General features: G+C 48.5%; 24 protein-coding genes. 9 read left to right on the plus strand and 15 right to left on the minus strand.

The features are described 5' to 3' along the window. Positions 1–2,004 carry a hypothetical protein gene (locus tag HMPREF1212_RS04170; RefSeq protein WP_046148532.1) on the minus strand — a complete coding sequence of 668 codons (2,004 nt, stop codon included), beginning with the start codon at positions 2,002–2,004 and terminating at the stop codon, positions 1–3. 113 nt (positions 2,005–2,117) lie between these two features. On the opposite strand from HMPREF1212_RS04170, the gene HMPREF1212_RS04175 reads away from it, so the two are divergent. Continuing rightward, entirely contained in the window at positions 2,118–2,738 is a 621-nt protein-coding gene (locus HMPREF1212_RS04175) for a DUF4923 family protein (protein ID WP_046148533.1), read from the plus strand. Between the two features lie 102 nt (positions 2,739–2,840). On the opposite strand, the gene HMPREF1212_RS04180 is transcribed toward HMPREF1212_RS04175, so the two are convergent. Both HMPREF1212_RS04180 and HMPREF1212_RS04185 read right to left on the minus strand, forming a co-directional pair. Next, positions 2,841–4,964, minus strand: a complete 2,124-nt coding sequence (locus tag HMPREF1212_RS04180) for an HRDC domain-containing protein (RefSeq protein ID WP_046150228.1) — start codon at positions 4,962–4,964, stop codon at positions 2,841–2,843. Between the two features lie 113 nt (positions 4,965–5,077). Then, positions 5,078–6,676, minus strand: coding sequence for an aspartate:alanine exchanger family transporter (locus tag HMPREF1212_RS04185; RefSeq protein WP_046148534.1), 1,599 nt, complete (start codon positions 6,674–6,676; stop codon positions 5,078–5,080). Positions 6,677–6,799: 123 nt separating this feature from the next. On the opposite strand from HMPREF1212_RS04185, the gene truA reads away from it, so the two are divergent. Genes truA through HMPREF1212_RS04200 form a run of 3 tightly spaced genes read left to right on the plus strand, consistent with a single transcriptional unit; the run spans position 6,800 to position 9,094 of the window. Further along, positions 6,800–7,552: a tRNA pseudouridine(38-40) synthase TruA gene (gene truA / locus HMPREF1212_RS04190; RefSeq protein WP_046148535.1), complete on the plus strand. Its 753-nt coding sequence runs from the start codon at positions 6,800–6,802 to the stop codon at positions 7,550–7,552. 3 nt (positions 7,553–7,555) lie between these two features. Further along, positions 7,556–8,452 (plus strand): DMT family transporter, encoded by an 897-nt coding sequence (locus HMPREF1212_RS04195; protein ID WP_046148536.1) that lies wholly within the window; start codon positions 7,556–7,558, stop codon positions 8,450–8,452. A 9-nt stretch (positions 8,453–8,461) separates the two neighbouring features. Beyond that, positions 8,462–9,094 carry a DUF3256 family protein gene (locus HMPREF1212_RS04200; protein ID WP_028726239.1) on the plus strand — a complete coding sequence of 211 codons (633 nt, stop codon included), beginning with the start codon at positions 8,462–8,464 and terminating at the stop codon, positions 9,092–9,094. A gap of 179 nt (positions 9,095–9,273) precedes the next feature. Here HMPREF1212_RS04200 and HMPREF1212_RS04205 read toward each other — a convergent pair whose 3' ends face one another. The 5 genes from HMPREF1212_RS04205 to HMPREF1212_RS04225 all read right to left on the minus strand — a co-directional run bounded on the left by HMPREF1212_RS04205 (position 9,274) and on the right by HMPREF1212_RS04225 (position 13,169). After that, the gene (locus HMPREF1212_RS04205) at positions 9,274–9,723 is read right to left on the minus strand and encodes a PepSY-like domain-containing protein (protein WP_046148537.1); all 450 of its coding nucleotides are present in this window, start codon (positions 9,721–9,723) and stop codon (positions 9,274–9,276) included. A gap of 126 nt (positions 9,724–9,849) precedes the next feature. Beyond that, positions 9,850–10,692, minus strand: coding sequence for a PepSY-like domain-containing protein (locus tag HMPREF1212_RS04210; protein WP_046148538.1), 843 nt, complete (start codon positions 10,690–10,692; stop codon positions 9,850–9,852). A gap of 22 nt (positions 10,693–10,714) precedes the next feature. Next, on the minus strand, positions 10,715–11,155 hold the full coding sequence (locus HMPREF1212_RS04215) for a PepSY-like domain-containing protein (protein ID WP_046148539.1): 441 nt from the start codon (positions 11,153–11,155) through the stop codon (positions 10,715–10,717). A gap of 68 nt (positions 11,156–11,223) precedes the next feature. Then, positions 11,224–12,492, minus strand: coding sequence for a sensor histidine kinase (locus HMPREF1212_RS04220; protein WP_046148540.1), 1,269 nt, complete (start codon positions 12,490–12,492; stop codon positions 11,224–11,226). Further along, positions 12,489–13,169, minus strand: coding sequence for a response regulator transcription factor (locus tag HMPREF1212_RS04225; RefSeq protein WP_046148541.1), 681 nt, complete (start codon positions 13,167–13,169; stop codon positions 12,489–12,491). The genes HMPREF1212_RS04220 and HMPREF1212_RS04225 overlap by 4 nt, the downstream gene beginning before the upstream one ends. Before the next feature lie 97 nt (positions 13,170–13,266). Between HMPREF1212_RS04225 and HMPREF1212_RS04230 the strand changes: the two genes are divergently transcribed. The 5 genes from HMPREF1212_RS04230 to HMPREF1212_RS04250 all read left to right on the plus strand — a co-directional run bounded on the left by HMPREF1212_RS04230 (position 13,267) and on the right by HMPREF1212_RS04250 (position 16,201). Further along, positions 13,267–13,776, plus strand: a complete 510-nt coding sequence (locus HMPREF1212_RS04230) for an RNA polymerase sigma factor (RefSeq protein ID WP_028726245.1) — start codon at positions 13,267–13,269, stop codon at positions 13,774–13,776. After that, on the plus strand, positions 13,773–14,300 hold the full coding sequence (locus HMPREF1212_RS04235; protein ID WP_028726246.1) for a hypothetical protein: 528 nt from the start codon (positions 13,773–13,775) through the stop codon (positions 14,298–14,300). Before HMPREF1212_RS04230 ends, HMPREF1212_RS04235 begins: the two co-directional genes overlap by 4 nt. Before the next feature lie 12 nt (positions 14,301–14,312). Then, positions 14,313–14,786, plus strand: coding sequence for a hypothetical protein (locus HMPREF1212_RS04240; RefSeq protein WP_028726247.1), 474 nt, complete (start codon positions 14,313–14,315; stop codon positions 14,784–14,786). 20 nt (positions 14,787–14,806) lie between these two features. Then, positions 14,807–15,694 (plus strand): outer membrane beta-barrel protein, encoded by an 888-nt coding sequence (locus HMPREF1212_RS04245; RefSeq protein WP_028726248.1) that lies wholly within the window; start codon positions 14,807–14,809, stop codon positions 15,692–15,694. 111 nt (positions 15,695–15,805) lie between these two features. Beyond that, complete coding sequence (locus HMPREF1212_RS04250; RefSeq protein WP_046148542.1) at positions 15,806–16,201, plus strand: YkvA family protein; 396 nt, start codon at positions 15,806–15,808, stop codon at positions 16,199–16,201. Positions 16,202–16,268: 67 nt separating this feature from the next. Here the strand turns inward: HMPREF1212_RS04250 and bioD are convergent, their stop codons facing one another. The 7 genes from bioD to HMPREF1212_RS27260 form a co-directional block, all read right to left on the minus strand. Then, the gene (bioD, locus tag HMPREF1212_RS04255; protein ID WP_046148543.1) at positions 16,269–16,946 is read right to left on the minus strand and encodes a dethiobiotin synthase; all 678 of its coding nucleotides are present in this window, start codon (positions 16,944–16,946) and stop codon (positions 16,269–16,271) included. 9 nt (positions 16,947–16,955) lie between these two features. Then, positions 16,956–17,711: a malonyl-ACP O-methyltransferase BioC gene (gene bioC, locus HMPREF1212_RS04260; RefSeq protein WP_046148544.1), complete on the minus strand. Its 756-nt coding sequence runs from the start codon at positions 17,709–17,711 to the stop codon at positions 16,956–16,958. Beyond that, positions 17,687–18,352, minus strand: coding sequence for a DUF452 family protein (locus tag HMPREF1212_RS04265; protein ID WP_046148545.1), 666 nt, complete (start codon positions 18,350–18,352; stop codon positions 17,687–17,689). The genes bioC and HMPREF1212_RS04265 overlap by 25 nt, the downstream gene beginning before the upstream one ends. A 3-nt stretch (positions 18,353–18,355) precedes the next feature. Further along, a complete protein-coding gene (locus tag HMPREF1212_RS04270; RefSeq protein WP_046148546.1) occupies positions 18,356–19,495 on the minus strand; it encodes an 8-amino-7-oxononanoate synthase in 1,140 nt (379 codons plus the stop codon). A gap of 95 nt (positions 19,496–19,590) precedes the next feature. Next, positions 19,591–20,865, minus strand: a complete 1,275-nt coding sequence (gene bioA / locus HMPREF1212_RS04275; protein WP_046148547.1) for an adenosylmethionine--8-amino-7-oxononanoate transaminase — start codon at positions 20,863–20,865, stop codon at positions 19,591–19,593. Positions 20,866–20,967: 102 nt separating this feature from the next. Then, the gene (bioB, locus tag HMPREF1212_RS04280; RefSeq protein ID WP_046148548.1) at positions 20,968–21,948 is read right to left on the minus strand and encodes a biotin synthase BioB; all 981 of its coding nucleotides are present in this window, start codon (positions 21,946–21,948) and stop codon (positions 20,968–20,970) included. A 12-nt stretch (positions 21,949–21,960) separates the two neighbouring features. Then, positions 21,961–22,362: a hypothetical protein gene (locus HMPREF1212_RS27260; RefSeq protein ID WP_046148549.1), complete on the minus strand. Its 402-nt coding sequence runs from the start codon at positions 22,360–22,362 to the stop codon at positions 21,961–21,963. Positions 22,363–22,376: the final 14 nt, after the last annotated feature.

The following is a 22,376-nucleotide window of genomic DNA, read 5'->3' on the forward strand; positions in this document are numbered from 1 at the left end:
TTACTTAATAACCTGCCTGACAGCTTCCAGCATCGGTTCTACGGTTAGCGGACTGCCTGTTGCCAGTATCATCCATTGGTTAGGGGTTAAACGTCCCTGGCGGAAAATCCGTTCTACTTCGTTTGCGAAGTTCTTGCCTTCCAGATACTGGTCAAGTTGGAATTCTATGATTTGTCCGAATGCGTAGGCCGACAAATACAACGGATAACTGATCATGTGCGAATAAACGGCCAGCACCGTCTCGTCCTTCACACCGAAAACAGGGGCATAATATTTGTTCCAGATTTCTTTCGATAATGCGATCGTTGCTTCTTTCAGCTGTCCGGCAGTTGCATCCGGATGTGCATACATCCATTTCCATACAGAAATATCCAGCATGGATACACCGCATATTTCATACATCGACCATATCTTATCCAGCACGTCCATCGCTTTCTTTTCTGGATTCGGGTCGGTGATGCCTAATATTTCGAGATCACGTTTCTGGAATACGAAAGCCAGGGCTTCGGTGAAGGCCGTGTTCGGAACGCCACTCAACATATAATAGTCTACATCATAAAGCGATAAGGTTTGCTCCACATTGTGACCGAATTCATGGATGGCTATGTTGTATCCCTTATAATTCATTCCTGCTTCAGGAATACGTGTGCGGAGACGTGACTGTTGTCCTTTCATGGCAGCTCCCCAGGCATGGCCTGAACCACGAGCGGCATCGACTGTGATCTTGTCGGCCAGATAGTTGGCCCGTTCGGCGCTGAATCCCAGTTTCATAAGAATATCCGGTAACTTCTTGTCCAAAGCTGCCGCATCCGGGTAAAGGGCCTGCGTTTGTGCGTCCAGTTTAGTCTCGTCGAGGTTACTGCGGGCTTTGAAGCCATCGTACCAGATATCGTAAGCTTCCAGTTTACGTCCCAGACGTTTGGAGATCATTTTGCCGACTTCTTTCAATTCGGGAGCGGACAGGAATTCATCGAACAGTTTTTCAACATCCTGCAAGGCGACTTCCATATCGTCGTTGAATTTACGGTCGATATAGGTATTCCCCGTATATTTGTCAATGCCTTGCATAGCTTTAAAGTTGTTCAGCATCTTCTGATAACGGACTGTCGATTCGGGACTCGTTTTTACTTCCTTATTGTCCAACTGTACCATGTTTGTATATGGGTTCCATTCATACGTCCCTGAGTTGATTACTTCGACAGGAATATCCTGTGAAATGATCCGTTTCATCACTTCGTAAACGGTGCGTTGCTTGTCGAGTCCTTCTTTCCCCTTGTTGTAGTTTGCCTTGATTTCATCACGCAGGTTCCAGTGCGACAACAGGATCATGTCTTTAGGGAACAGGTGCTGACCTTTTTTGTTCATTACATGACCCATGTAAATGTTATACTGGGAGATATAAATGTCGGCATCGCTTTCTGCGTTGGAAGCTGCCTGCAACAATGCGGCGGGGATCCGTTCCGTGAACATGTCGCCCAGACGTGCATAGGCCCAGGCTTTGCGATCGGTGCCTAGTGCTTCTTTTTCTTCAAGGGTAAGGTGAGGAAAGTTTAGTGCGATGATAAAAGCTATTTTGTTATTGTACAGGTCATCGCTCAAATGGCTGGAAGGACTATATGAACCGAACTTCTCATCGATGGGGAGCAACGGACCGTTATCCAGATGTAGATTTTTCTGTAAGCGTAGCGACATCTCATTGAAATGACCGCTGATACCCTCGATATAGTCGCTGATTTTGAGGAAAACCTGATACTTTTCGTCCGGGTCGGCAATATAATTTTCTTCACAAAAAGAGCGGAAGGCTTTTTCGTCGCCATCTGTTTCCTGCCAGAGACGGGCTACCTGGTTGACTCCTTTTTCGATACCGGCTTTGTTTTCGTTGTCTTTGGCGGTCAATACGCTGATGGCCGATTGCACGGTGGCCGGATCGACAGCCGCCTGTCCGTTTAGATAGGCTAATGAGCAAATAAGCATGATGCAAATGCGTTTAGTTAGATTTCTCATAAGACTTATATTGTTAAGTTTAAGATGCTTCCCGATGTAAATAAATGCGAGAAGCAAATGTAGGGATAATATTTGTATCTTTGTACGTTTTTAAAAAGAGTAAAACTAGAGAAATGAAAAAAGTGTGGATTATAATGGTTGCCGTGTGCAGCCTGCTGTCTGTATCCGGTCAGGCTTACGGACAATCGTTGAAAGACCTGTTGAACTCGTCGACTGTGAAGGATGCTGTTACTTCTGTGACAGGTGGAAAGAAACTGACCGTTCAGAATTTGGAAGGAACGTGGACGTATGTAAATCCGGCTGTCCAGCTGGAAGGAGATAACGCCTTGAAGAATGTGGCCGGAAGTGTAGCTGCCGGGGAATTGGAAAAGAAACTGAAAACGTATTGTGCCAAAGTCGGTATAATCGAAGGTATGTTCAATTATGTATTCAATAGCGACAGTACATTTACCAATGCATTGAAGAAAAAGACCCTGAAAGGAACTTACTCCATTAATCAGGATGAAAAGACGGTTGAATTAAAATACGCTTTAGGCGGAAAACTGAAAGTGATGACTTTAACGGCTCATGTCGTTATCTCCGGCGATGAGTTGTCGTTACTCTTTAATGCTGATAAGTTATTGGATTTTCTGACAAAAGTATCTTCCATCTCTGATAATTCCACGTTGAAGTTAGTGAATAAACTGGCCAGCGAGTATGACGGGATGCTGTTAGGCTTTGAGCTGAAAAAGTAGCATGCCTATGTCACTATATCCGGCACTACTGTGTTGGTATATTTAGCACTATAGTGTCGGGTAAACCGACACTATAGTGCTACCTTTGAGTTTCCTGCCTTATCACTCCAATTGCTTTTTATACTCCTCCACAAGCCCCAGCAGTATGCTCCCATAATTCTCTATGACCTTTTTTCCGATCCCGGGGATTGCCAGTAGCTCCCTCGAATTGGTTGGTAGTGTGTTGACAATACCCAGCAATGCCTTTTGTTGCAGAATGGTATACGGTGGCAGTTCTTTTTCTGTAGCCAGTTCATACCGCCATCGTTTGATACTGTTATAGAGTTCCGGATGTAATATATCGCTCGATATGGTTGCTTTGGCCGGTTGCGATGAACGTTCCGAACGTTTCTTTGCAGCGGCAGGCGGTTCGATTGACGCTTTCGACTTGGCTGAGAGATAACGGGCAATGCTGAAGCCCTCTTTACAGGCTTTCAATGTCTCCTGCTTCAAATGAAGTTCTTCCGTAAACTTGCCGATGGCATTATTCACTGCTTTCCGGCTTTCTTTGTTGTCTATCTCGACTGCCGAATTTTCTTCGAGAGAAGAACACAGGCTGTCGATATGCTCTATGAAATAAGCAACCCCTTTCCTGACGCGTTCCTGGATCATTTCATCCTGCAGGTAGTTCGGGTTCTCCGAGATCATGCGGCTCAGTTGTTGTTGGAAACGTCCGCCTACTTCTGTTATTACCGAACGGAATGCATCCCGTGTATTGGCATATTGTGTGTTGAGTTCCGGATATAGTTTCTGCAAATGGGTGTAAACCATGTAAGCGGCATATTGCAGACGTTGCTGGATGGAGCCGAAGTTAAAAAGCTCCGTCACCAATTCTTCGAAATAATGCTGTTGCGCTTTCTCCAACTGCTCCTTCCCCGGCTGTTTTTCGGCTACGGAAGAAGAAAACTCCTGTATCCGCAAGTCCTTGATCATGGCATTACGGGTGATCGGGCTGCTAAGAACCAATCCTTCCAGTGTTTTGCAACGGCTGAGTGCTACATATACCTGTCCGTGTGAAAAGGCGGCCGATGCATCGATAATAGCATGTTCGAAAGTAAGCCCCTGGCTTTTATGAATCGTTATGGCCCAGGCCGTTTTCAGCGGGTATTGGCTGAATGTCCCCGCAATCGTTTCGGTAATTTCTTTTGTCTCCTGGTTGATGGTGTATTTGACGTTGCTCCACGTCTCTTTTTCCACCTGTATCTCATTCCCGTCTTCCCCGACTACCGTGATTTTGTTCGGGTTGATAAAGACGATCTTTCCGATCTTTCCATTGTAGTAACGATGATCTCCCGAAGAATCGTTTTTAACGAACATCACCTGGGCACCGCATTTTAGTTCCAGGTTATCATCGGTCGGGTAGGAGTATTCCGGAAAGTCGTTGTTTATCTCCGCGGTAAACCGGTAGGATTTGCCGGGCAGTTCGGCCAGTTTCCGGTTGTTGATCTGCTGAGCCTGATAGTTATGTGTCGTAAGCGTGATATATCCTTGTTTATCGTCGGGATTGAAGTCGGGGATATATCGCCGGTTGAGCTGTTGCAATGTTTCATCATCGAAACAGTTTTCACGTATATTGTTCAGCAGGTTGATGAATACACTGTCGCTCTGACGGTAGACATGCGTGAGCTCGATGCTGAAATAAGTACTTTCCGAAAGCGCTTTACTATCGAAAAAGAAGGTCGAAGCATAATGGTCTTTTAGCAGGTTCCAATCTTCATCCTTGGCCACGGGAGCAAGTTGTTGCAGGTCGCCGATAAGCAGCAATTGCACACCGCCAAAAGGTTTCGTACGATCTTTATAGCGGCAGAGTACGTCGCTGATCGCATCCAGCAGGTCGGCACGTACCATACTGACTTCGTCTATCACCAGCAAGTCCAGGCTCCGGATGATATTTATTTTATCCCGGCTGAATTTGTTGGAGTAGTTATTCGACTGGTTCCCGGCTGCACTGACCGAAGGAATGTAAGGCCCGAAAGGCAGCTGAAAGAATGAATGGATCGTAACGCCGCCTGCATTAATGGCGGCAACCCCTGTAGGCGCAACAACGATCATACGTTTAGGGGAGACTTCTTTTAATCTTTTCAGAAACGTAGTTTTGCCGGTTCCGGCTTTTCCTGTCAGAAAGAGGTGCGTACCGGTGTTCTGTAAGAAGTTGAAGGCAAGGTCAAATTGTTCGTTCATTTGCATAGTCATAGATGTATTGTTTATGGTATCTGCAAATATAAGATAAAAAATACAAAACAAAGGCTCATAAGCTAAAAATCAAGCTTACAAGCCTTTGTTTTTATATAGAATGCCGGTTAGACGACCAAACTGGCGATTAATTGGATAAACAGGATGAGGAAAACCATGGCGATCGGATACACCGTAGCATAAGCAATGCTGGGTGCCGAGCTGTCGGACATAGAGTCGGCGGCAGCAAGTCCGGGCGTACTGGTCATACCACCGGCAATGGTTCCGATCAGGTCGAGTATATTGATTTTGAATACCCAATAACCGAATCCCACGGCAACAATCATCGGTACCATAGTGATAGCCATTCCGACACCGAATAAAGTCCATCCACTTTCCTGGAAGGTGGAAACCAGGTTGACACCTGCCGATGTTCCTACTTCTGCCAGGAATAACAATAATCCTAACTGGCGAAGCAACTGGTTGGCAGATCCGGACATAGACCAGATGATCGGCCCTGTTTTACCGATTGCACTCAATACAAGTGCTACCATCAGAATACCGCCCGTCAGACCCGGAGAGAAAGAAAATGAATCGGAGAACGACAAGTTCAGTTTGCCGAACAAGACTCCTAATACGATACCGGCTGCAATCGGGAAGAAGTCTGTATCGGACAGTCTTTTTTCATTATTTCCAAGCAGTTGACCCAGCTCTTTCAGATCTTCCTTTTCACCGGCAATCATCAGTTTGTCACCGAACTTCAAAGCCAGATCCGGTTCGGGAGGAAGATCGATACCGCTTCGGCGGATGCGGGTAACGGTACAACTGAATGTACCTTGTATATTTAGGTAACCCAATGTCTTGTTTATTACGTTTTTATTGGTAATAAGCATGGATTGAAGTTCCTGTGTGCTTTCGAACGGCAGGTCGCCTTTGATGCGTTCGCCTACCAGTATTTCCAGTTGATCAAGCGATTTGTCGTTGCCAACAGCTTTGATCAGGTCACCTTCTTTCAGTTCGCTCTGGGCTGTTGGTATAATTGTCTTATCGTCATGTTTGATGCGGGAAACGACCGCTCCGGTCATGCTGCGGATTTGCAACTGTGCCAGCGTCTTGCCACAAATATTACTGTTCACGATACGAAACGCGGCAGTATGTAAAGGGGGATATTTCCCTTTTCTTTTGGCTTCTAATGCTTTGGCTTCTGCTACCAGATCGATACGCAGTATCTTAGGTAACAGTTTGATAAATAGAATAACCCCGATCACCCCGAACGGATAAGCGATACCGTAGGCAATAGAGGCTGAAGATGATTGAGTTGAATCGATGGCAACTGCCAGACCAGGTGTACTGGTCAGTGAACCGGCTATCAACCCGACCAGGCTTGCTGTGTCGATATCTAAAGCATATTTGAATATCAATCCTGTCAGACAGGCCGAGCCTACGACTAGTAAAGTCAGTATGATCAGTGTTTTCCCTTTCGACCGGAACGAATCGAAGAATCCGGGGCCGGCCTGTATGCCGATGGTAAAGATGAATAACACGAGTCCGAAGTTCCCCAGTTCTTTAGGAATAATCACTCCGAAATGACCGAACAAAAGTGCAATGAAAATGACGGCTGATACGTCAAGTGAAAGACCCTTAATCTGTATCCTGCCTAAAACAAATCCCAATGCAACGATCAGGAACAGGGAAAAATAGGAGGACTGAAGCAATGTTTCAAACATGTCAGATAGTTTTGTTTTAACGATTTGAGAGCGCAAAAGTACACTTTTTTGGGCGTACAGGCAATCTCCTGGCAAGAATTCTGTTACCTTTGCGCCGAATAATAAAAGCAAATACATCCGGACGTGAATCGGTACTTTATATATTTAGGTTATAACGGCAAGAATTTCAGCGGTTGGCAGGTGCAACCCAATGGTATCACGGTACAACAATGTATAGAAGAGGCACTGGCCACCTTGTTGCGTCAGCCGGTTCCCATCGTCGGGGCGGGACGTACGGATGCGGGAGTGCATGCCCGTACGATGATCGCCCATTTCGATTGGGAGGAACCGATAGCCGACTTGCCTTTCCTGGCGGAGAAGTTGAACCGTCTGCTTCCGAAGGATATTGCCATTTACCGGATCGTCCCGGTACGCCCCGAAGCACATGCCCGTTTCGATGCCACTTCCCGCACTTATAAGTATTATGTGACTACGAGGAAAGACCCGTTCAATTATGAGCTGGTGTATCGAATGACCGGGAAGCTGGATTTCGATGCGATGAATGAAGCGTGTAAGGTATTGTTCGACTTTGTCGATTTTACCAGTTTCAGCAAGTTGCATACGGATGTGAAAACAAACAACTGCCGTATTTACCAGGCAGGATGGGAACAGGAGGGGGATGTCTGGGTATTCACAGTACAGGCCGACCGTTTCCTGCGTAATATGGTACGTGCCATTGTCGGTACGTTGCTCGAAGTAGGGCGGGGCAAATTGACGATAGAAGGTTTTCGTAAAGTAATAGAGGCAAAAGACAGATGTAAAGCCGGTACATCCGTACCCGGTCATGCACTTTTTCTCGTGGATGTAACTTATCCCGAAGAATTGTTTAATAGTTAATATATGTGGGTAGCATTAGCATTCGCCTCTGCATTCCTGTTGGGATGTTATGAGGTGAATAAGAAGATTTCCCTGAACGGGAATGCCGTAATTCCGGTATTGTTTCTGAATACGTTGATAAGCAGCCTTATCTTCGTTCCTTTTATATTTTTGTCGTTCTGCACGTCGGTGCTGGACGATACGATGTTTTATGTGCCGCGCGTCTCCTTCGAGACACATGTAGCCGTATTTATCAAGGCTGTCATTGTTTTGTCGTCGTGGATATCCGGCTATTTTGCACTGAAGCATCTGCCGTTGACTATCACGGGGCCTATCAAGGCAACGCAACCTGTCCTGACACTGGTCGGGGCAATGGTGATATTCGGTGAACGACTGAATGTGTATCAATGGATCGGGGTCTTGTTGTCGATCGCTTCTTTCTATATGCTTTCTTCATCGGGAAGAAAGGAAGGGATTCACTTTACCCATAACAAATGGATCTTTTTCACGGTGATATCCATCCTGACCGGGGCAATGAGCGGCTTGTACGACAAACATCTGATGGCAAGTATGGATGTGATGACGGTGCAAGTCTGGTTTAATGTCTATCAATGTCTTATCATGTTGCCGATCCTGCTGTTGCTGTGGTATCCGCAACGTAAAAAGAGTACACCTTTCGTTTGGCACTGGAACATTGTATTCATCTCGGTCTTCCTGATCATTGCCGACTGGATCTACTTCTATGCCTTAAGTTTCCCCGACTCGATGATCTCGATCGTATCCATGATACGCCGAAGTAACGTACTCGTCACTTTCATTGCCGGTGCCCTCTTCTTCCATGAAAAAAACTTAAAGAGCAAGGCGATAGACCTATTCCTTGTGTTGTTAGGAATGATATTCTTATATTTGGGGACGAAATAGATAATAGATATGAAACGACTTATTTTTTCTATATTGATTTGTGTGTTTGCCTTGGGTGCGAAGGCACAGGATATGGCTGCTGTATTTATCTCAATGCCTGACCAGAACATTCCTCAATTGGAGAATGCCTGGCGTAAGGATCTGGTTGATCTGTACAAATCCGGTAAGGAAGCCCGTCTGAAGAATACGATGAACGGCTTTTCTTCCCTTGACAGTCTGACTTCAGACTATTTGTCTTTAAAGGCTACCGAGCGGAGTACAATAGAAATGAAGCTATTGCCTTTGGTGAATAATACGAATGTCATTTGTATGGTAAGAACGGTGAATGGCCCGGTTGCGGATAGCCAGGTAGAGTTTTTTACAACAGACTGGGAACCTCTGGCTGTTTCCGATCTGTTTACTCCTGTCGATGCAGACTGGTTTATCAAAGAGGATACCGACAAAAACAGCAATGCTTTTCAGGATGCGGCATCCCGTCTGGATATGAATCTGATACAGTATAACCTGAGCCCGGATAACCTGACACTGACGGCTACTTATACGACGCCTCTGTATCTGAGTAAGGAAGACCGGAAAAAGGTTACTCCTTTTATAAAAGACTCTCCAAAGGTTTATACCTGGGAGAAGTTCCACTTTAAGTAAAACAGTTATAACGTATAAAAACAGCCTGTCCGGTATGGCACTTTGCCTTATCGGACAGGCTGTTTTGTTTAGGTTGGTTTTTGTGCCATGCCTGTTGCACAAAAGTGCATTACCTAGTGCACAAATGTGCCACGCCTATGGCATTATTGTGCATTCGTTGTGGCAAAGTGAGGATTTGCCTATTCTATCAGTTGTCCTTTTGCATCGAAAGTCAGCTTGACTTCGTTGTTATCCATCTTCAGCTCGAATACATAGAACATACCGGCTGGCTTCTCTACGGCATCGACTTCTTCCACCTTATACTGGTTGTAGGCAGAACTTGCCAGCTCATCCATAACAACTACCGGGACATCTTCGGGACGAATATCCCATTGGGTGTATACCCATTCATTATTTGCATTGAATAAAACCTCTTTGCGAATGCCTTTATCCTTTATATCTACCTCAGGGCCATTCTTTTCCTTGTCGAACTCCAGGACGGTGGCATTCGGATACTTTTGGTTGAGGAAACTTTGGATAGCTTTGGGTACTTCAACGGTATTCGTTACTTTCTTTTGATTATTGCTGCAACCGATAAACAATGAAATGCAACATACGAGAATAGCTAAAACGGACAGTTTTTCTTTCATGACTACTTTTTCTTTACTTGTTATTTAAAAGAAAGCACGAATACAATAGAGGTTCAGCCATTGTATTCGCGCAGTTTATTCTCGTAAGAAACAAATTCACGCTATGCAAAGTTCTCTTTTACATTGTTAATCTTTGCGGACATCTTCGATCTTACCTTCGGAGCTGATAGTCATTTTAACTTCGTCGTTGCCTTTTTCGAGTTCGAGCACGTACGAAATACTTGCCGGGTTCTCAATCACGTCGATATCATCGATCCTGTAATCTTTATAATCCGATGCCTTGTAAGCATTCATGATGATGGCCGGAAGGTTTACTTCTTTTATATCCCATTCGGTATACAGCCATTCGTTGCCGGTGTTGAAGTAAACATCTTTATAGATGTTGTTGTGAAGAATGTCCACTTCGAAACCGGTCTTTTCAGAGTCGAACTCTAATACGGTAGCGCCCGGGTACATTTCGTTGATCGCGTCTGTTATGGCCTGCGGGACAACAGTGGGGTGGAAGTTATCGTTATCATCATCGGGGACAGCCTTTAAAAGGATGCCGTCTTCGGTGTAATATAAGTCGAATTCCTGTTCGCCCTGTTCTACTTCTATCACATAGACGGTGGCGGCGTTAGAACGTTCCAGTTTGTCGAAGTCCGTAGACTTCCAGTCCTTATATTCACTGCCTTTCAGGCTTGTGCGTACTGCTTCGGGGAGCAGGCCGAAGTTGATCTCGGTCTTTGTCATCACCCAGTTTCCTTTATTGTCGAACCAGGCTTCCGTCTCATTTCCGCTTACATGGAATTCGGCGACCTCGTAACCGCCCTTGGTTTCCCATTCCACTTTGCCGGCATCAGGATATTTTTCATCGAATGCTTTTGTAATGGTCTGGTCGGGGAGATAGTTGTTATCGTCGTCATCGCAACTTGTAAACGCAAGCATACCACACATTGCTAAAGCTAATACAGATAATTTTGTCTTCATACTTATTTCTTTTGTTAGTTAATTAATCAAACTTCTTGAAGTTACCTTTACGGTCGAATTTGAGTTCAAGGTCGTTGTTGAGCTTGATCTCATATTCGCGTGTATCTTTGTCGATAGAGATAATCGTGTTGCCGGCAAAATGCGTTTTGATGTAGGCCGCTATTTTATCCGGCAGGATCTCCATCGGGATAGAAGCGTGGCGGGCTTCGATCTCTTTCCACTCTCCGGACTTATCGAATTCCACGTTCACTCCGTTCGTCAGGATCACATCGTACCCTTTTGTTCCCAACAGGTTACTTTCTATTTTAATATGTGAGATATCCGCCTGGCTGAAATTAGAGGAAAGGAAATTACGGCACACAGCAGGTAAGACTGATTGGTCTCTCGTTATCTTTTCATTGTCTGCAAAAATAGCCATTGTCGACAGTAGCAGGCTGACCAGTATTAATCCAAACTTCTTCATACGCTTTCTTCTTTTAATTTATACTGCAAAGGAAAGGCAACATTTGGGAAAGATTTGGGAAAAGAGCTTCATTTGAATGTTAAAATGAATTGATGCAAGCCCTTATATTCATATTTTACCTTTATACCATAGATTGTCGCGATCGATCTGACGATGGCCAGGCCCAGTCCGGTCGAATCCTTCCGGTGCGTTTGCTTTTCGAAACGGTTGAACAGGGTCGCTTCATTCAGGCCGGGGCTTTCGCTACTGTTCGCGATGGTCAGTGTCCGGGCGGTTACTGTGAGGACGATCGTTCCGTTCTCTTTGTTATGTACAAACGCATTCTTCAGTAAGTTGCTGACCAGGTTGGAAGCCAGGGATTCATTCATGGTGAAGAGCAATGAACCGCTTTCCTCGTAAGAGACCTGTATGTGCTTGTATTCATACATCTCCTCGAAGTCCGGCAGGAACTTGCCGATCAGTTTATTGAAGTCTATTTCGACGGTATCGGGAAACTGCTTGTTATCGATACGCGAAAGGAGCAGCAAAGACTTGTTCATCTTGATGATGCCTCGCAAGGTATGGTTGATACCGGCTATTTCGAAGAGCTGTTCTTCCGTGCAATCGGGGTTCTCGCTGAGGAGTTCCAGTTTGTTCATACAGATAGCCAACGGCGTTTGCAGTTCATGGGAAGCATTCTCGACGAACTGTTTCTGCTGGTCGTACATCTCCGAACTGCGCTGGATGGTTGTCTGGATGGCTTTGTTGAGGATTCTGAACTCATCGACTTTCGTCTCGTTCACCAGGGGCGTATGCTGTTTCCCTAACCGGTATTCCTTCAGCCAGTTGACCAGCGTGTACAGCGGGCGGAAGCTCGACTTGAACACAAAGTGCGACACCAGCAAGATGCAGCAAAGCAGACTGATATAAAGAATAAAGATACTCCAGAAGATCGCTTCCGCCATATCCTCTTTCTCTAGGGTGGAAGTCATGATCGTGAGCTCGTAATACTTCCGGTCGGCCGTCATGAACCAGGTGCGGAGAACGCGTACGGGCTCATCCTCCATCTCGATCTCTATGTAGATGGTGGAGTCGAAGAACTCGTCCTTGTCCAGCTTGGCTTCCGATTCCGGCACTTCGCGGATATAATATTTGGTCATGATGTCCACATGGTCGTGCAGCAACGTAGTGTCGGCCAGGACAGTCTTGATAATAATCTCTTTGTAGTTCTCCAGGCTATCGTTCGTCTCGTCGTCGACCTCGTGCATGATGGCAAAATAGAAACAACAAGCCCAGGCCGTCAGGATAACCAGTAACGGAAACAAGAGGTTGCGGAAGGTATAATGGATCAGCTTCATTCTTCATTCACCATTTTATAACCGAAACCATACACAGCCTTAATCTCGGGGACAGCCCCGGCCGACTTCAGCTTCTTACGCAAGTTCTTGACCTGGCTGTAGATAAAGTCGAAGCTGTCCGCCTGGTCGATATAGTCTCCCCAGACAGACTCCGCCAGTGCACCTTTGCTGATCAGGCGGTCGGGGTTCGTGACGAAGTAATAGAGCAGGTCGAACTCCTTCCGGTTCAAGGCCAGCTCCTCATCGCCGATGTAGACCGCATGGCGATCCGGATAAACGGTGACGTTGGCCAGTGAGATATGCATCTCCCCATCCTGCTGTTTGCGGCGGATGATACATTTGATGCGTGCATTCAATTCCGCCAGATGGAAAGGCTTCGTCAGGTAATCGTCGGCACCCAGATCGAGCCCGGTAACCTTGTCCTCGATCGAGTCTTTGGCGGAAACGATGATGACACTGTCTTTCTTCCGCATCTTCTTCAGTTCCTCGAGCACATCGAGCCCGCTGCCGCCCGGCAACATGATATCCAGCACGATACAATCGTAATCATAGTCGTTGATCTTCTGTAACGCTTCGTTATAGTTGGCTGCACTTTCCACGACATAACGCTCCTTCTCCAGCGAGCGGATCATTACTTCACGTAGGGCGTCTTCATCTTCTACAATCAGAATTTTCATGAGCTATCTTGTTTGTTTACAAAGTTATGCAAATATTCTGGCAAAAATCTGGAATTTTCGTGTTATGTTTTCCTTCCTTTGTCGTCATAATAACAGAATGGAACTTGAAACGTTTAAAATAGCCGTACTACCACTCCGGGAGAAGCTGATCAACTTTTCCTTACGAATGATGCAGGAGCGGGCAGATGCCGAGGATATCGTGCAGGAAGCCTTGCTGAAGCTCTGGTATATCCGTGAGAAGCTGGACGGCTATCATAGTGTGGAAGCCCTGGCGATGCAAGTCACCAAGAACCTGACACTCGACAAGCTGCGGGCACGCCGTCCGGAAGGCATTGATATCGATACGTTGTCGATCGACTCGGGAGCCCGTACCCCGGCCGAGCAACTCGAGCAGAAGGATGCCGCCGCCCGTATCCGCTGGCTGATCTCCCAGCTACCCACGGTGCAGCAGACCATCATCCGGATGAAAGACGTGGAAGGCTACGAGATAGCCGAGATCGCCGAAATCACAGGCTCGCAGGTAGAAGCCGTCCGCAGTAACCTTTCAAGAGCCAGGAAACGTATACGGGAACAATTTTTACAGTTAAACAAACAGGAACAGTTATGAATATAGAAGAATTATTGAACCGGTATTTTGAAGGCGAAACCTCGGCAGCCGAGGAGCAGGAGCTACGCCGTTTCTTTGCTTCGGGGGATGTTCCGGCTCACCTGTCCGCCTACCAACCGTTGTTCGCATACTTTGACGAGGAGCGGGCGGAAAAGAAAGACTGGGCGGAAGAAATCTGGTCGGAAGTGACGGCCGAACCACTTCCGGCGGGGCGGTTCGCAGCGCATCGGCGGAAGGTCGTCTACCTGCTCTCTACGGTGGCCGCCTGTGTGCTGGCGCTGTTGGCGGTCAGCCAGTTACTGTACCCCACCGACCCCTGTTTCTGTTCGGAGAATTATGTCGTGATAAACGGCCGGTGTTACACCGATATCCATAAGGTACGCCTGTCGGCTTTCGAGGCACTGCAAGAGGTGGCCACTCCTGCGGATGAATACTTCCCCGAAGAAGACAGCAACGAAGCCGACCGCCGGATTATAGATAACCAGTTAAAGGAACTCGGTTCCATATTTAGTGATGACGAATAAAAACATGTAGCGATGAAACAGATAAGATACACTTTATTAGTATTGTTGGCAGCCCTTCTGCTGTTCCCTTCGGGAGCCGGGGCGACAGATGCCGAAGTCCTGCAAAAGGATCTGAAGATACAGGATGTCTTCCAGCGTTACGGACGGAAGAAGAATGTAACTATGGTCGAGCTATCCAACGAAATGCTTGAAACCTACGGCATGACCCGGTATAAGAGCATCACCATCAAGAACGATCCCGATGCCCTGCGCTTCACCCGCCAATGCCTGGAAGCCGACCAGAAAGGCGCCCGCAAGATCAAGGAAGTGACCGACGACGGCGGCGTTATCTCCGCCTACTACCAGTTGCCCGGCAAGGAAGCCGACATCAACCGCTTCGTCCTCTTCAAGGTAAGCTCGAAAGGCGTGATCACCCTGGTCTACATCGAGGGAGACCTCGACAGTGAAGACCTGATCACCATCCTGTTCACTAAAAAAGATTTATAAACAACTAAACAAATACGAAGATGAAAAGATTGTTACTGATCATGGCCTTTTGCCTTCCCCTCATGGGATTGCCGGCCGCCGGAGTTGAACCGATACCCGCAGATACCATTATCACCCTGGATAAGAAACGCATTGAAGTGAAAGATAACGGCGACCGTATGAAAGTCCGCGTCTATGAGCTGACGGAAGAGGGCGACTCCATCGACGATGAGATGGTGTTCGAAGGTCACTACCGCGACGGCCAGAGTTATGAGCGACGCAAACATATCCGCACGCTCTCGATCCCCGTGCCTACCTGGGATCGCGACTTCTCCGCCCACTGGGCAGGTATCGGCCTGGGCTTCAATAGCTTCATCGGCGACAACCTGACGCTGCGCAAAGGCAACTCCTGGGAGCTCAACCTCAACTTTATGGAATTCAGCCTGCCGTTCTCCCGCTATAACTGGGCGGTAGTCACCGGAGCCGGCCTGCGCTGGAACCGTTACCGGCTGGATACGAACGGGTATCTGAAAGAGATCGACGGCGTTACGGTACTCGTTCCCGCCCCGGAAGATATGGTATATAAGAAAAGCAGGTTGAATATCACCAGTATTACCATTCCGGTATTGCTGGAATGGCAGACCAAGAAGGTACGCCACCGTCCGCGTTTCTTCGTCTCAGCCGGCGTGGTGGGAGTGGTCAAAACCATGTCTTCCTCGAAGGTGACGTACCGCGACGAGCGCGACAAGAGCCGCACCGAAAAGATGGACGGCGGCATGAATATCCACCCTGTGACAATGGATCTGCTTTTCCAGGTCGGCACCGGCTGCATGGGGGCTTACTTCAAGTATTCGCCCATCGAACTGTTCGAGAACAACCGGGGGCCTGCGGTTAATCCGATCTCGTTCGGGTTGCATCTTCATATATAGAAAGACATAAGCTATTGAAGGATAGTGGCGGAGTTTATTTTCCGCATAATTTTCCTATCTTTGTAACCGGGTGGTCTACGGACTGCCCGGACAGATATAAAAAGAACGGCTATGAATACGAATAGAATTGAAGATGTGCCTTTCGAAGAGGTACACGAGATAGAGAAATACGGTACTTATTACTCCGACAACCGTCTGTGGAAGAAGATAGAGCGGGTGGCGAAGAAGGTCGGGGCGACTGTCCTGCTGCCTGTATTCACCCTTTATTATATGTTGCAGGACGATAAAGTCTCCCTTCAGCATAAAGCATATATCGTGGGTGCACTCGGTTACTTCATCCTGCCGATCGACCTGATCCCCGACGGCATCCTCCCTGTGATCGGCTTTACCGACGATATCGCGGTAATGACCCTCGTCCTTAAGCTCGTCAAAGACAGCATCACCCCGGAAATCAAGGCACGTGCCAACCAGCGCGTGGCAGAGGTGATGGGGACGGATAATCTTTGAAAAAGAGGAATCATAAAAGAAATAAAACCAAAGAAAGGGATGCATAATCCCTGCATCCCTTTCCTTCCTAGAACCATAAATTCGTAAAAACCGCTTTCCCTTCCGCGTCCTCTTCGGGTAGGGTGAGCAGTTGCGTGCCGGGGTAGTTGTGCGAGATATAGCGCTCGAGATATTGGTAGGTATTCTCTTCTATCTTGGCATCGATCTTGGGGTATTGATTGTAGATCACGGCCAGTATCTTTATGCCGTACTGTGCACAGGCAAAGAGACTTAGCAACGTGTGGTTGATGCTTCCCAGTTTACCGCTGGTGACGAGCACGACAGGGTAATGACGCTCCCTGATGTATTCGATCGTCAGCATATCGAAGTTTAATGGCACCATCAATCCACCGGCCGCTTCGATCAGGATTTGGTTATAATGTTGTTGCATTTGCTCGATATTCATGCTAATTGTAAACGGAATAATTTCATTTTTTTCCATCGCAGCAGCCATGTGGGGCGAGCAAGGATATTTGAAAAGGTAGGGACAAGTCAAGCCCATGCGGTCTTCGTCGGTGAGCGGAATACCCATCAGCCGGCGGTGCATTTCGATGTCTTCGGATATTCCTTCGCATCCGGTCTGCACCATCTTCATGGTGCAGACCGATCGGCCGAGGGCTTTCATTGAACGGGCAAGGACGCCTGTAGCATAGGTTTTGCCTACGCTTGTGTCGATGCCGGTGATAAAGATTACTTTATTTTCCATATTCGTTTATTATTTTTTTACCGCGAGCACATACAGCGGGCGATATGTTAGTCTGACTTTGTTTGTATCGGTGCTGTAGAGCCGGGTGTATTCACGGCAGAACTCCTGCTGCCGCCCCCGTGTCCATGCGCCGTTGCTTGTCGCCGTCACCCCGGTGTGCTTCAGATGGCGGAGTACATCGAGAGGTGTGTCGAAGGTAAGTATTATTTCTTCTTCACGTATATGCAACACCTGGAAATCTTTGGCCAGCCATTCATTTAATTGCCCGGCGGAGGGATAGGGGAGGCCGCAGCCGGTCAGTTGGCGTATCTCTTCCAGGTTGCCGGGGGCGAAGGTATTGAACAGCAGGTTGCCACCCGGCGATAGCATTCCGGCCAGCTTATGCAGGAATGTCGCGGGCTCGCCAATCCATTGGAAGGCGGAAGCGGAGGCGATCAGGTCGAAGCGGCCGGGAAACTCGATACCTTCTGCATCACCGGCAATAAAGAATGGCGTCTGGCCGGGGAAGAGGGTGGCGACCTTCGTCCGGCAGGCTTCGCAGAGGTCGTTGAGGTACCATTCATCGATCACGCTGCATTCTTTCAGCAGGCGGGTGAGGCAGCCTGTGCCGCAACCGATTTCGAGGACGCGCCGGAAATGCATGCCGGTGTGACGGGCAAGAAGTCCGGTTAGTCGTCGGCAGATTTGTTGTTGCGCGTCGGCATGCCGGTCGTATGTGTCGAGGGCACGGGTGAAGCGGGTTATAATTCGTTCCATCGGTTCCATAAGTAGAAGGGGTAATGTGGTGATTTGATTTCCAGTACTTCGGGGCAGCGGGTGTCCCAGTATTCGTGTTGGTTGGCAGCGGGGAAGATGCGGTCGTCCGAGCTGATGAGGGCACGTGTCCAACGGATAGGGGTGACGTGGGGAGCGGTGTCCGGTTGCGGCTGGACGCGGCAGAGGTCGTAGATGTGTTGCAGTTCATCGCGCACTTCTTCGAGGGGGCGGGGGCGGATGGCTTCGTATCGGGCGAGGGTGTCGCGGCTACCGCACATGCGGCGGTTGAAGCGGCTGAGTCCTTCGGCCGTCAGGTTGTCGAGCGTGCCGCGGAAGATGTCTACGGGGATGCCGTAACGGTCGTCGATCGGGCGGGGGGTACCGTTGATGGCGGTTGCCGTCCGCAGCCTGTATTTCCCGCCGATGGCGAGCTCGGCCATCCGGACGCCCATCGACCAGGCGATGAGGTGGATCTCTTTATAACGGGTGAGGTCTTCCGCGAAACCAATCTCCCGGTAGTCGTAGCAAATCATGACGTCCGTCCCTTCGTCCGCTTTCAGCCGGGTGAAAAGTTCCGGCGCGGCCGACCAGCCTGCAAAAAAGAGGAGAAGCGAAGAGGGATGGGCGGTTTGTTGTTTTATTATTTTCATGTTTCAACTGTTCTTTATTAATTGGGTGATCTGATCCTGTGTCACATCCGCCGTCAACGAGAAGCGTATCCGTGCCGTTCCTTTCGGTACCGTCGGGGGACGGACGGGAAGGCAGTAGAAGCCTTTCCTTTGCAGCTCTTCCGCACGAAGGATGCAAGCTTCATTCTCCCCGATAATATAGGGGATGATATGGCTGCCGCTGATCTCTCCCCCTTTTCCCCGCAGGGCATCGGCCAGCAGGCTGCTTGTCAGGGTCAGCCGCTTGCGTTCTTCTGCGAAGTCGGGAAGCCGTTCAAAAAGGAACTGCGTCCAGGCAATTTGTGCCGGGGGAAGTGCGGTGCTGAATATCAGCGGACGCATACAGTTGATCAGGTACTCGCGGATCACCCGGCTACAGACCACATAAGCCCCCATAGAGGCCAGCGCCTTGCCGAAAGTGCCGACCAGAAGGTCTATTTCGGAGATGCAATCCTGTTCTTCCGCGATGCCCAGCCCGTTACGGCCGCGTACGCCGATGGCATGTGCTTCGTCCACGTACAGGCAGACGTTGGGGTAGCTCTTTTTCAGTTCCACCAGCCGACGAAGGTCTGCCACGTCGCCATCCATGCTGAAGATGCTTTCGGTGACGATAAAGACTTGTTCGAACCGGGCGGCATTCTTCTTCAGCAGCGTCTCCAGTTGCTCGTAATCGTTGTGGCGATACCGTTGGAAGGGTGCCCCACTAAGCAGTATGCCGTCGATAATGCTGGCGTGAACCAGTTTGTCGGCAAGGATCAGTGTCTGTTTGTCGGCCAGTGCAGGGAGTATGCCCGTATTGGCATGGTAACCGCTGTTGAAAAGCAGGGCTGATTCGCGGCCGAAGCGTTCGGACATAAGCTGTTCCAGTGCGGTGTAGGCCGTAAAGTTACCGGTCAGCAGGCGGGAAGAGGAAGAGGAGAGGGGGAGTTCCCCGTCTTTCAGCTCTTCCAGAAACGCATTCCGCAGGTCGGCTCGTGAAGCCAGTCCCAGATAATCATTTGAAGACAAATTGAGCATCCATTGCCCGTCCCTTTCTACCATGCACCCCTTATGCACGATTTCCGGCAGACGGCGCAGATTGCCGGCTGCCTTCAATTCATTCAGTTTCGTTGTATAATCTTTCATTGTTTGTCTGTTTAAAATAATTTAGTGTCCGGATTCTGGCAACTGATGGTGACTCCTTCCCCTCTTGAGAGGGGGTAGGGGGGGGTGTTACCGCTTTACCTTATGCACTTTAATACCCCTTCCGTCAGCCTGCTCAACTGCTCCGGCCGGATGATAAACGGCGGCATCAGATAAACGAGCTTGCCGAAAGGCCTTACCCAGATACCTGCTTCTACGAAACGCCGTTGCAGTACTGCCATATTGACCGGCTCTTTCATTTCGATAACCCCGATCGCCCCGAGTACGCGCATCTCCTGTACGTTTCCGAACGACCGCGCAGGCTCTAGTTCCCGCCGGAGTTGTGCCTCGATAGCATCCACCTTCCCTTTCCAATCGCTTTCCAGCAACAGTGTGACGGAAGCCGAAGCAATCGCACAGGCCAGCGGATTCCCCATAAAGGTCGGCCCGTGCATGAAGCATCCCGCTTCACCGGAGCAGATCGTATCGGCCACCTGCTTTGTCGTCAATGTTGCCGACAACGTCAGATACCCGCCTGTCAATGCCTTGCCGATGCACATGATGTCCGGTACCACGCCCGCATGTTCCCAGGCAAACAACTTACCCGTACGTCCGAAGCCTGTTGCAATCTCATCAAAGATCAGCAGCACCCCGTACGCTTCGCATAACTCCTTAGCCCTGACAAGAAAGGTGGGTGAGTAGAAATACATGCCTCCCGCCCCTTGTACAACCGGCTCCAGGATCAGGGCGGCGATATCGTCTGCATGCTCCTCCAGCAAATCCTTCAACGGTGTCATCGCTTCCTCATCCCATTCCTCCCCGAACTTCACCGACGGTTGAGGAATGAAATACTGCACTTGAAGGCTGCCCGCAAATATCCCATGCATCCCCGTCACCGGATCGCAGACCGACATCGCATGCCACGTATCCCCGTGATACCCGCTACGGATAGTCGCAAACCGATACTTGCCGCTTTTCCCTTGCGACTGCCAGTATTGGATCGCCATTTTCATAGCCACCTCTACGGCCACGGAGCCACTGTCAGCAAAGAATATCTTCTCCAGTTCCATCGGCAGAATACCCAGCAGTTTCTCCGCCAACTCCACCGCCGGCTGATGCGTGATACCGCCGAACATGACGTGGCTCATCTTCTCCAACTGCTTTCCGGCCGCCTCATTCAGTACCGGATGATTATACCCGTGTACGGCCGCCCACCACGAAGACATCCCGTCAACCAAACGTCTGCCGTCCTGTAAAATCAGTTCCACCCCTTCCGCACCTGCCACCGGATAGACCGGCAGCGGATCGATCGTCGATGTGTAAGGATGCCAGATATGTTCCCTGTCATATTGTATCAGTTCCTCTGTTGTCATTTTATCTGTATTATCGTTGTTATTTTATTTATATTGTCGTTGTTATTGTTTCTGTCTCATTCGTATGATCCTCTCTCTATTCTCTTTATTCCCTTCTCTGTTTCATCCGACCCAATCGGTATCTCTGGTTAACGAATACCCGGCTTCCGTGAAGAGCACCTTATCTTCTTCCACCCGGCTTCCGATCGTCGTAAGCAAATCTCCAATGATAGCCGCATTGATCCCGATATACAATGCCTTCTGTTGTGCTTTCCTGCTCATTAGCGCCCTTCCTCCCGAAAAGCGTAAATAAGCCTGGGGATTAATGAACCTGAATAGCGCAATGGTAGTCAGGAACTCCTCCTCTGATAATAAAGGAGTATCTCCCAACGGAGTCCCCGGAATAGGTTGCAGCATATTAAGGGGAATGGAGTAGACTTGTTCCCGCTGAAGGAACAGCGCCATCTCGATCCGTTGCTCCATCGTCTCTCCCATACCGATGATGCCGCCCGAGCAGATACGGAAACCTAATTCCCTGGCCTGGTTGATCGTCTCCATCTTCTCCTCGATCGTATGTGTCGTACACAATGTGCGGAAATAAGAAGGTGCAGTTTCTATATTACAATGATAATTTTCCACTCCGCTGTCCCTCAATGTCTTCAGTTGTTCCTTATCCAGTAATCCCAGGGAAGCACAACACTTAATATCGCAGGCCTCTTTAATATTACCCACTATCCCGCTCAACAGCTGTATCTCTTTGCCCGATAAACGTTTCCCGCTTGTAACCAATGCGAAACGTCCGATCCCTTGTTTCCTGTTGTGCACCGCATGACGTACACATTCTTCCGCCGGAAGCAAAGGATATAAAGTAACTTTGGTGTTATAGTGACCGGACTGTGCACACCACTTACAGTTCTCACTGCAATTCCCGCTCTTAGCATTTATAATAGAGCAGGTATCGAATTTGTCTCCCATAAAATGGCGTGTGATCTGATGGGCCGCCTCATACAAAGCCTCCTTGTCATTACATTGTGATAAGGCAATAGCTTGTTTTTCATTGATCTTTCCCCCTTCAATAACTAACTGTTTAAGTGTTTCAATCATCTTGTTTTATCATTAGGAAATAAAAAAGCGGAAAGTCCCAGTGTAAACTGATACTTCCCGCTTTAGGATATAAATATATGTATAGGCAGACGAAGCTGCTGCTACAGTCTGTTTAGTAGTCTGTATAGTGAATAACAAAAGTAATACCAGTGATAAACGCGGTAAGGTTTCTGCATACGATTCCCCTTGCAGGAGCTCTGTATTCCTTTCCTTATCTTCCGGATTACTCTGATCCGTAAACAGTACCGACGAGTGAACCGTACCGTTCTTGATCTGGAACCTTTCTGATACATTCGAAGAAAGCTGTCCGATCGTAACCGCCCGGCTAAGACTGAAGAATGCAGCATATCCTTTCCGGCTCCATCTTCTGAACCGGAAAGAATTCTGAATGAAATGTCTTCGCTGCAACTTCATCTCTGTACGTTCTT

Origin of the sequence: Parabacteroides sp. HGS0025 (assembly GCF_000969845.1) — a bacterium.
Classification (GTDB): domain Bacteria; phylum Bacteroidota; class Bacteroidia; order Bacteroidales; family Tannerellaceae; genus Parabacteroides; species Parabacteroides gordonii.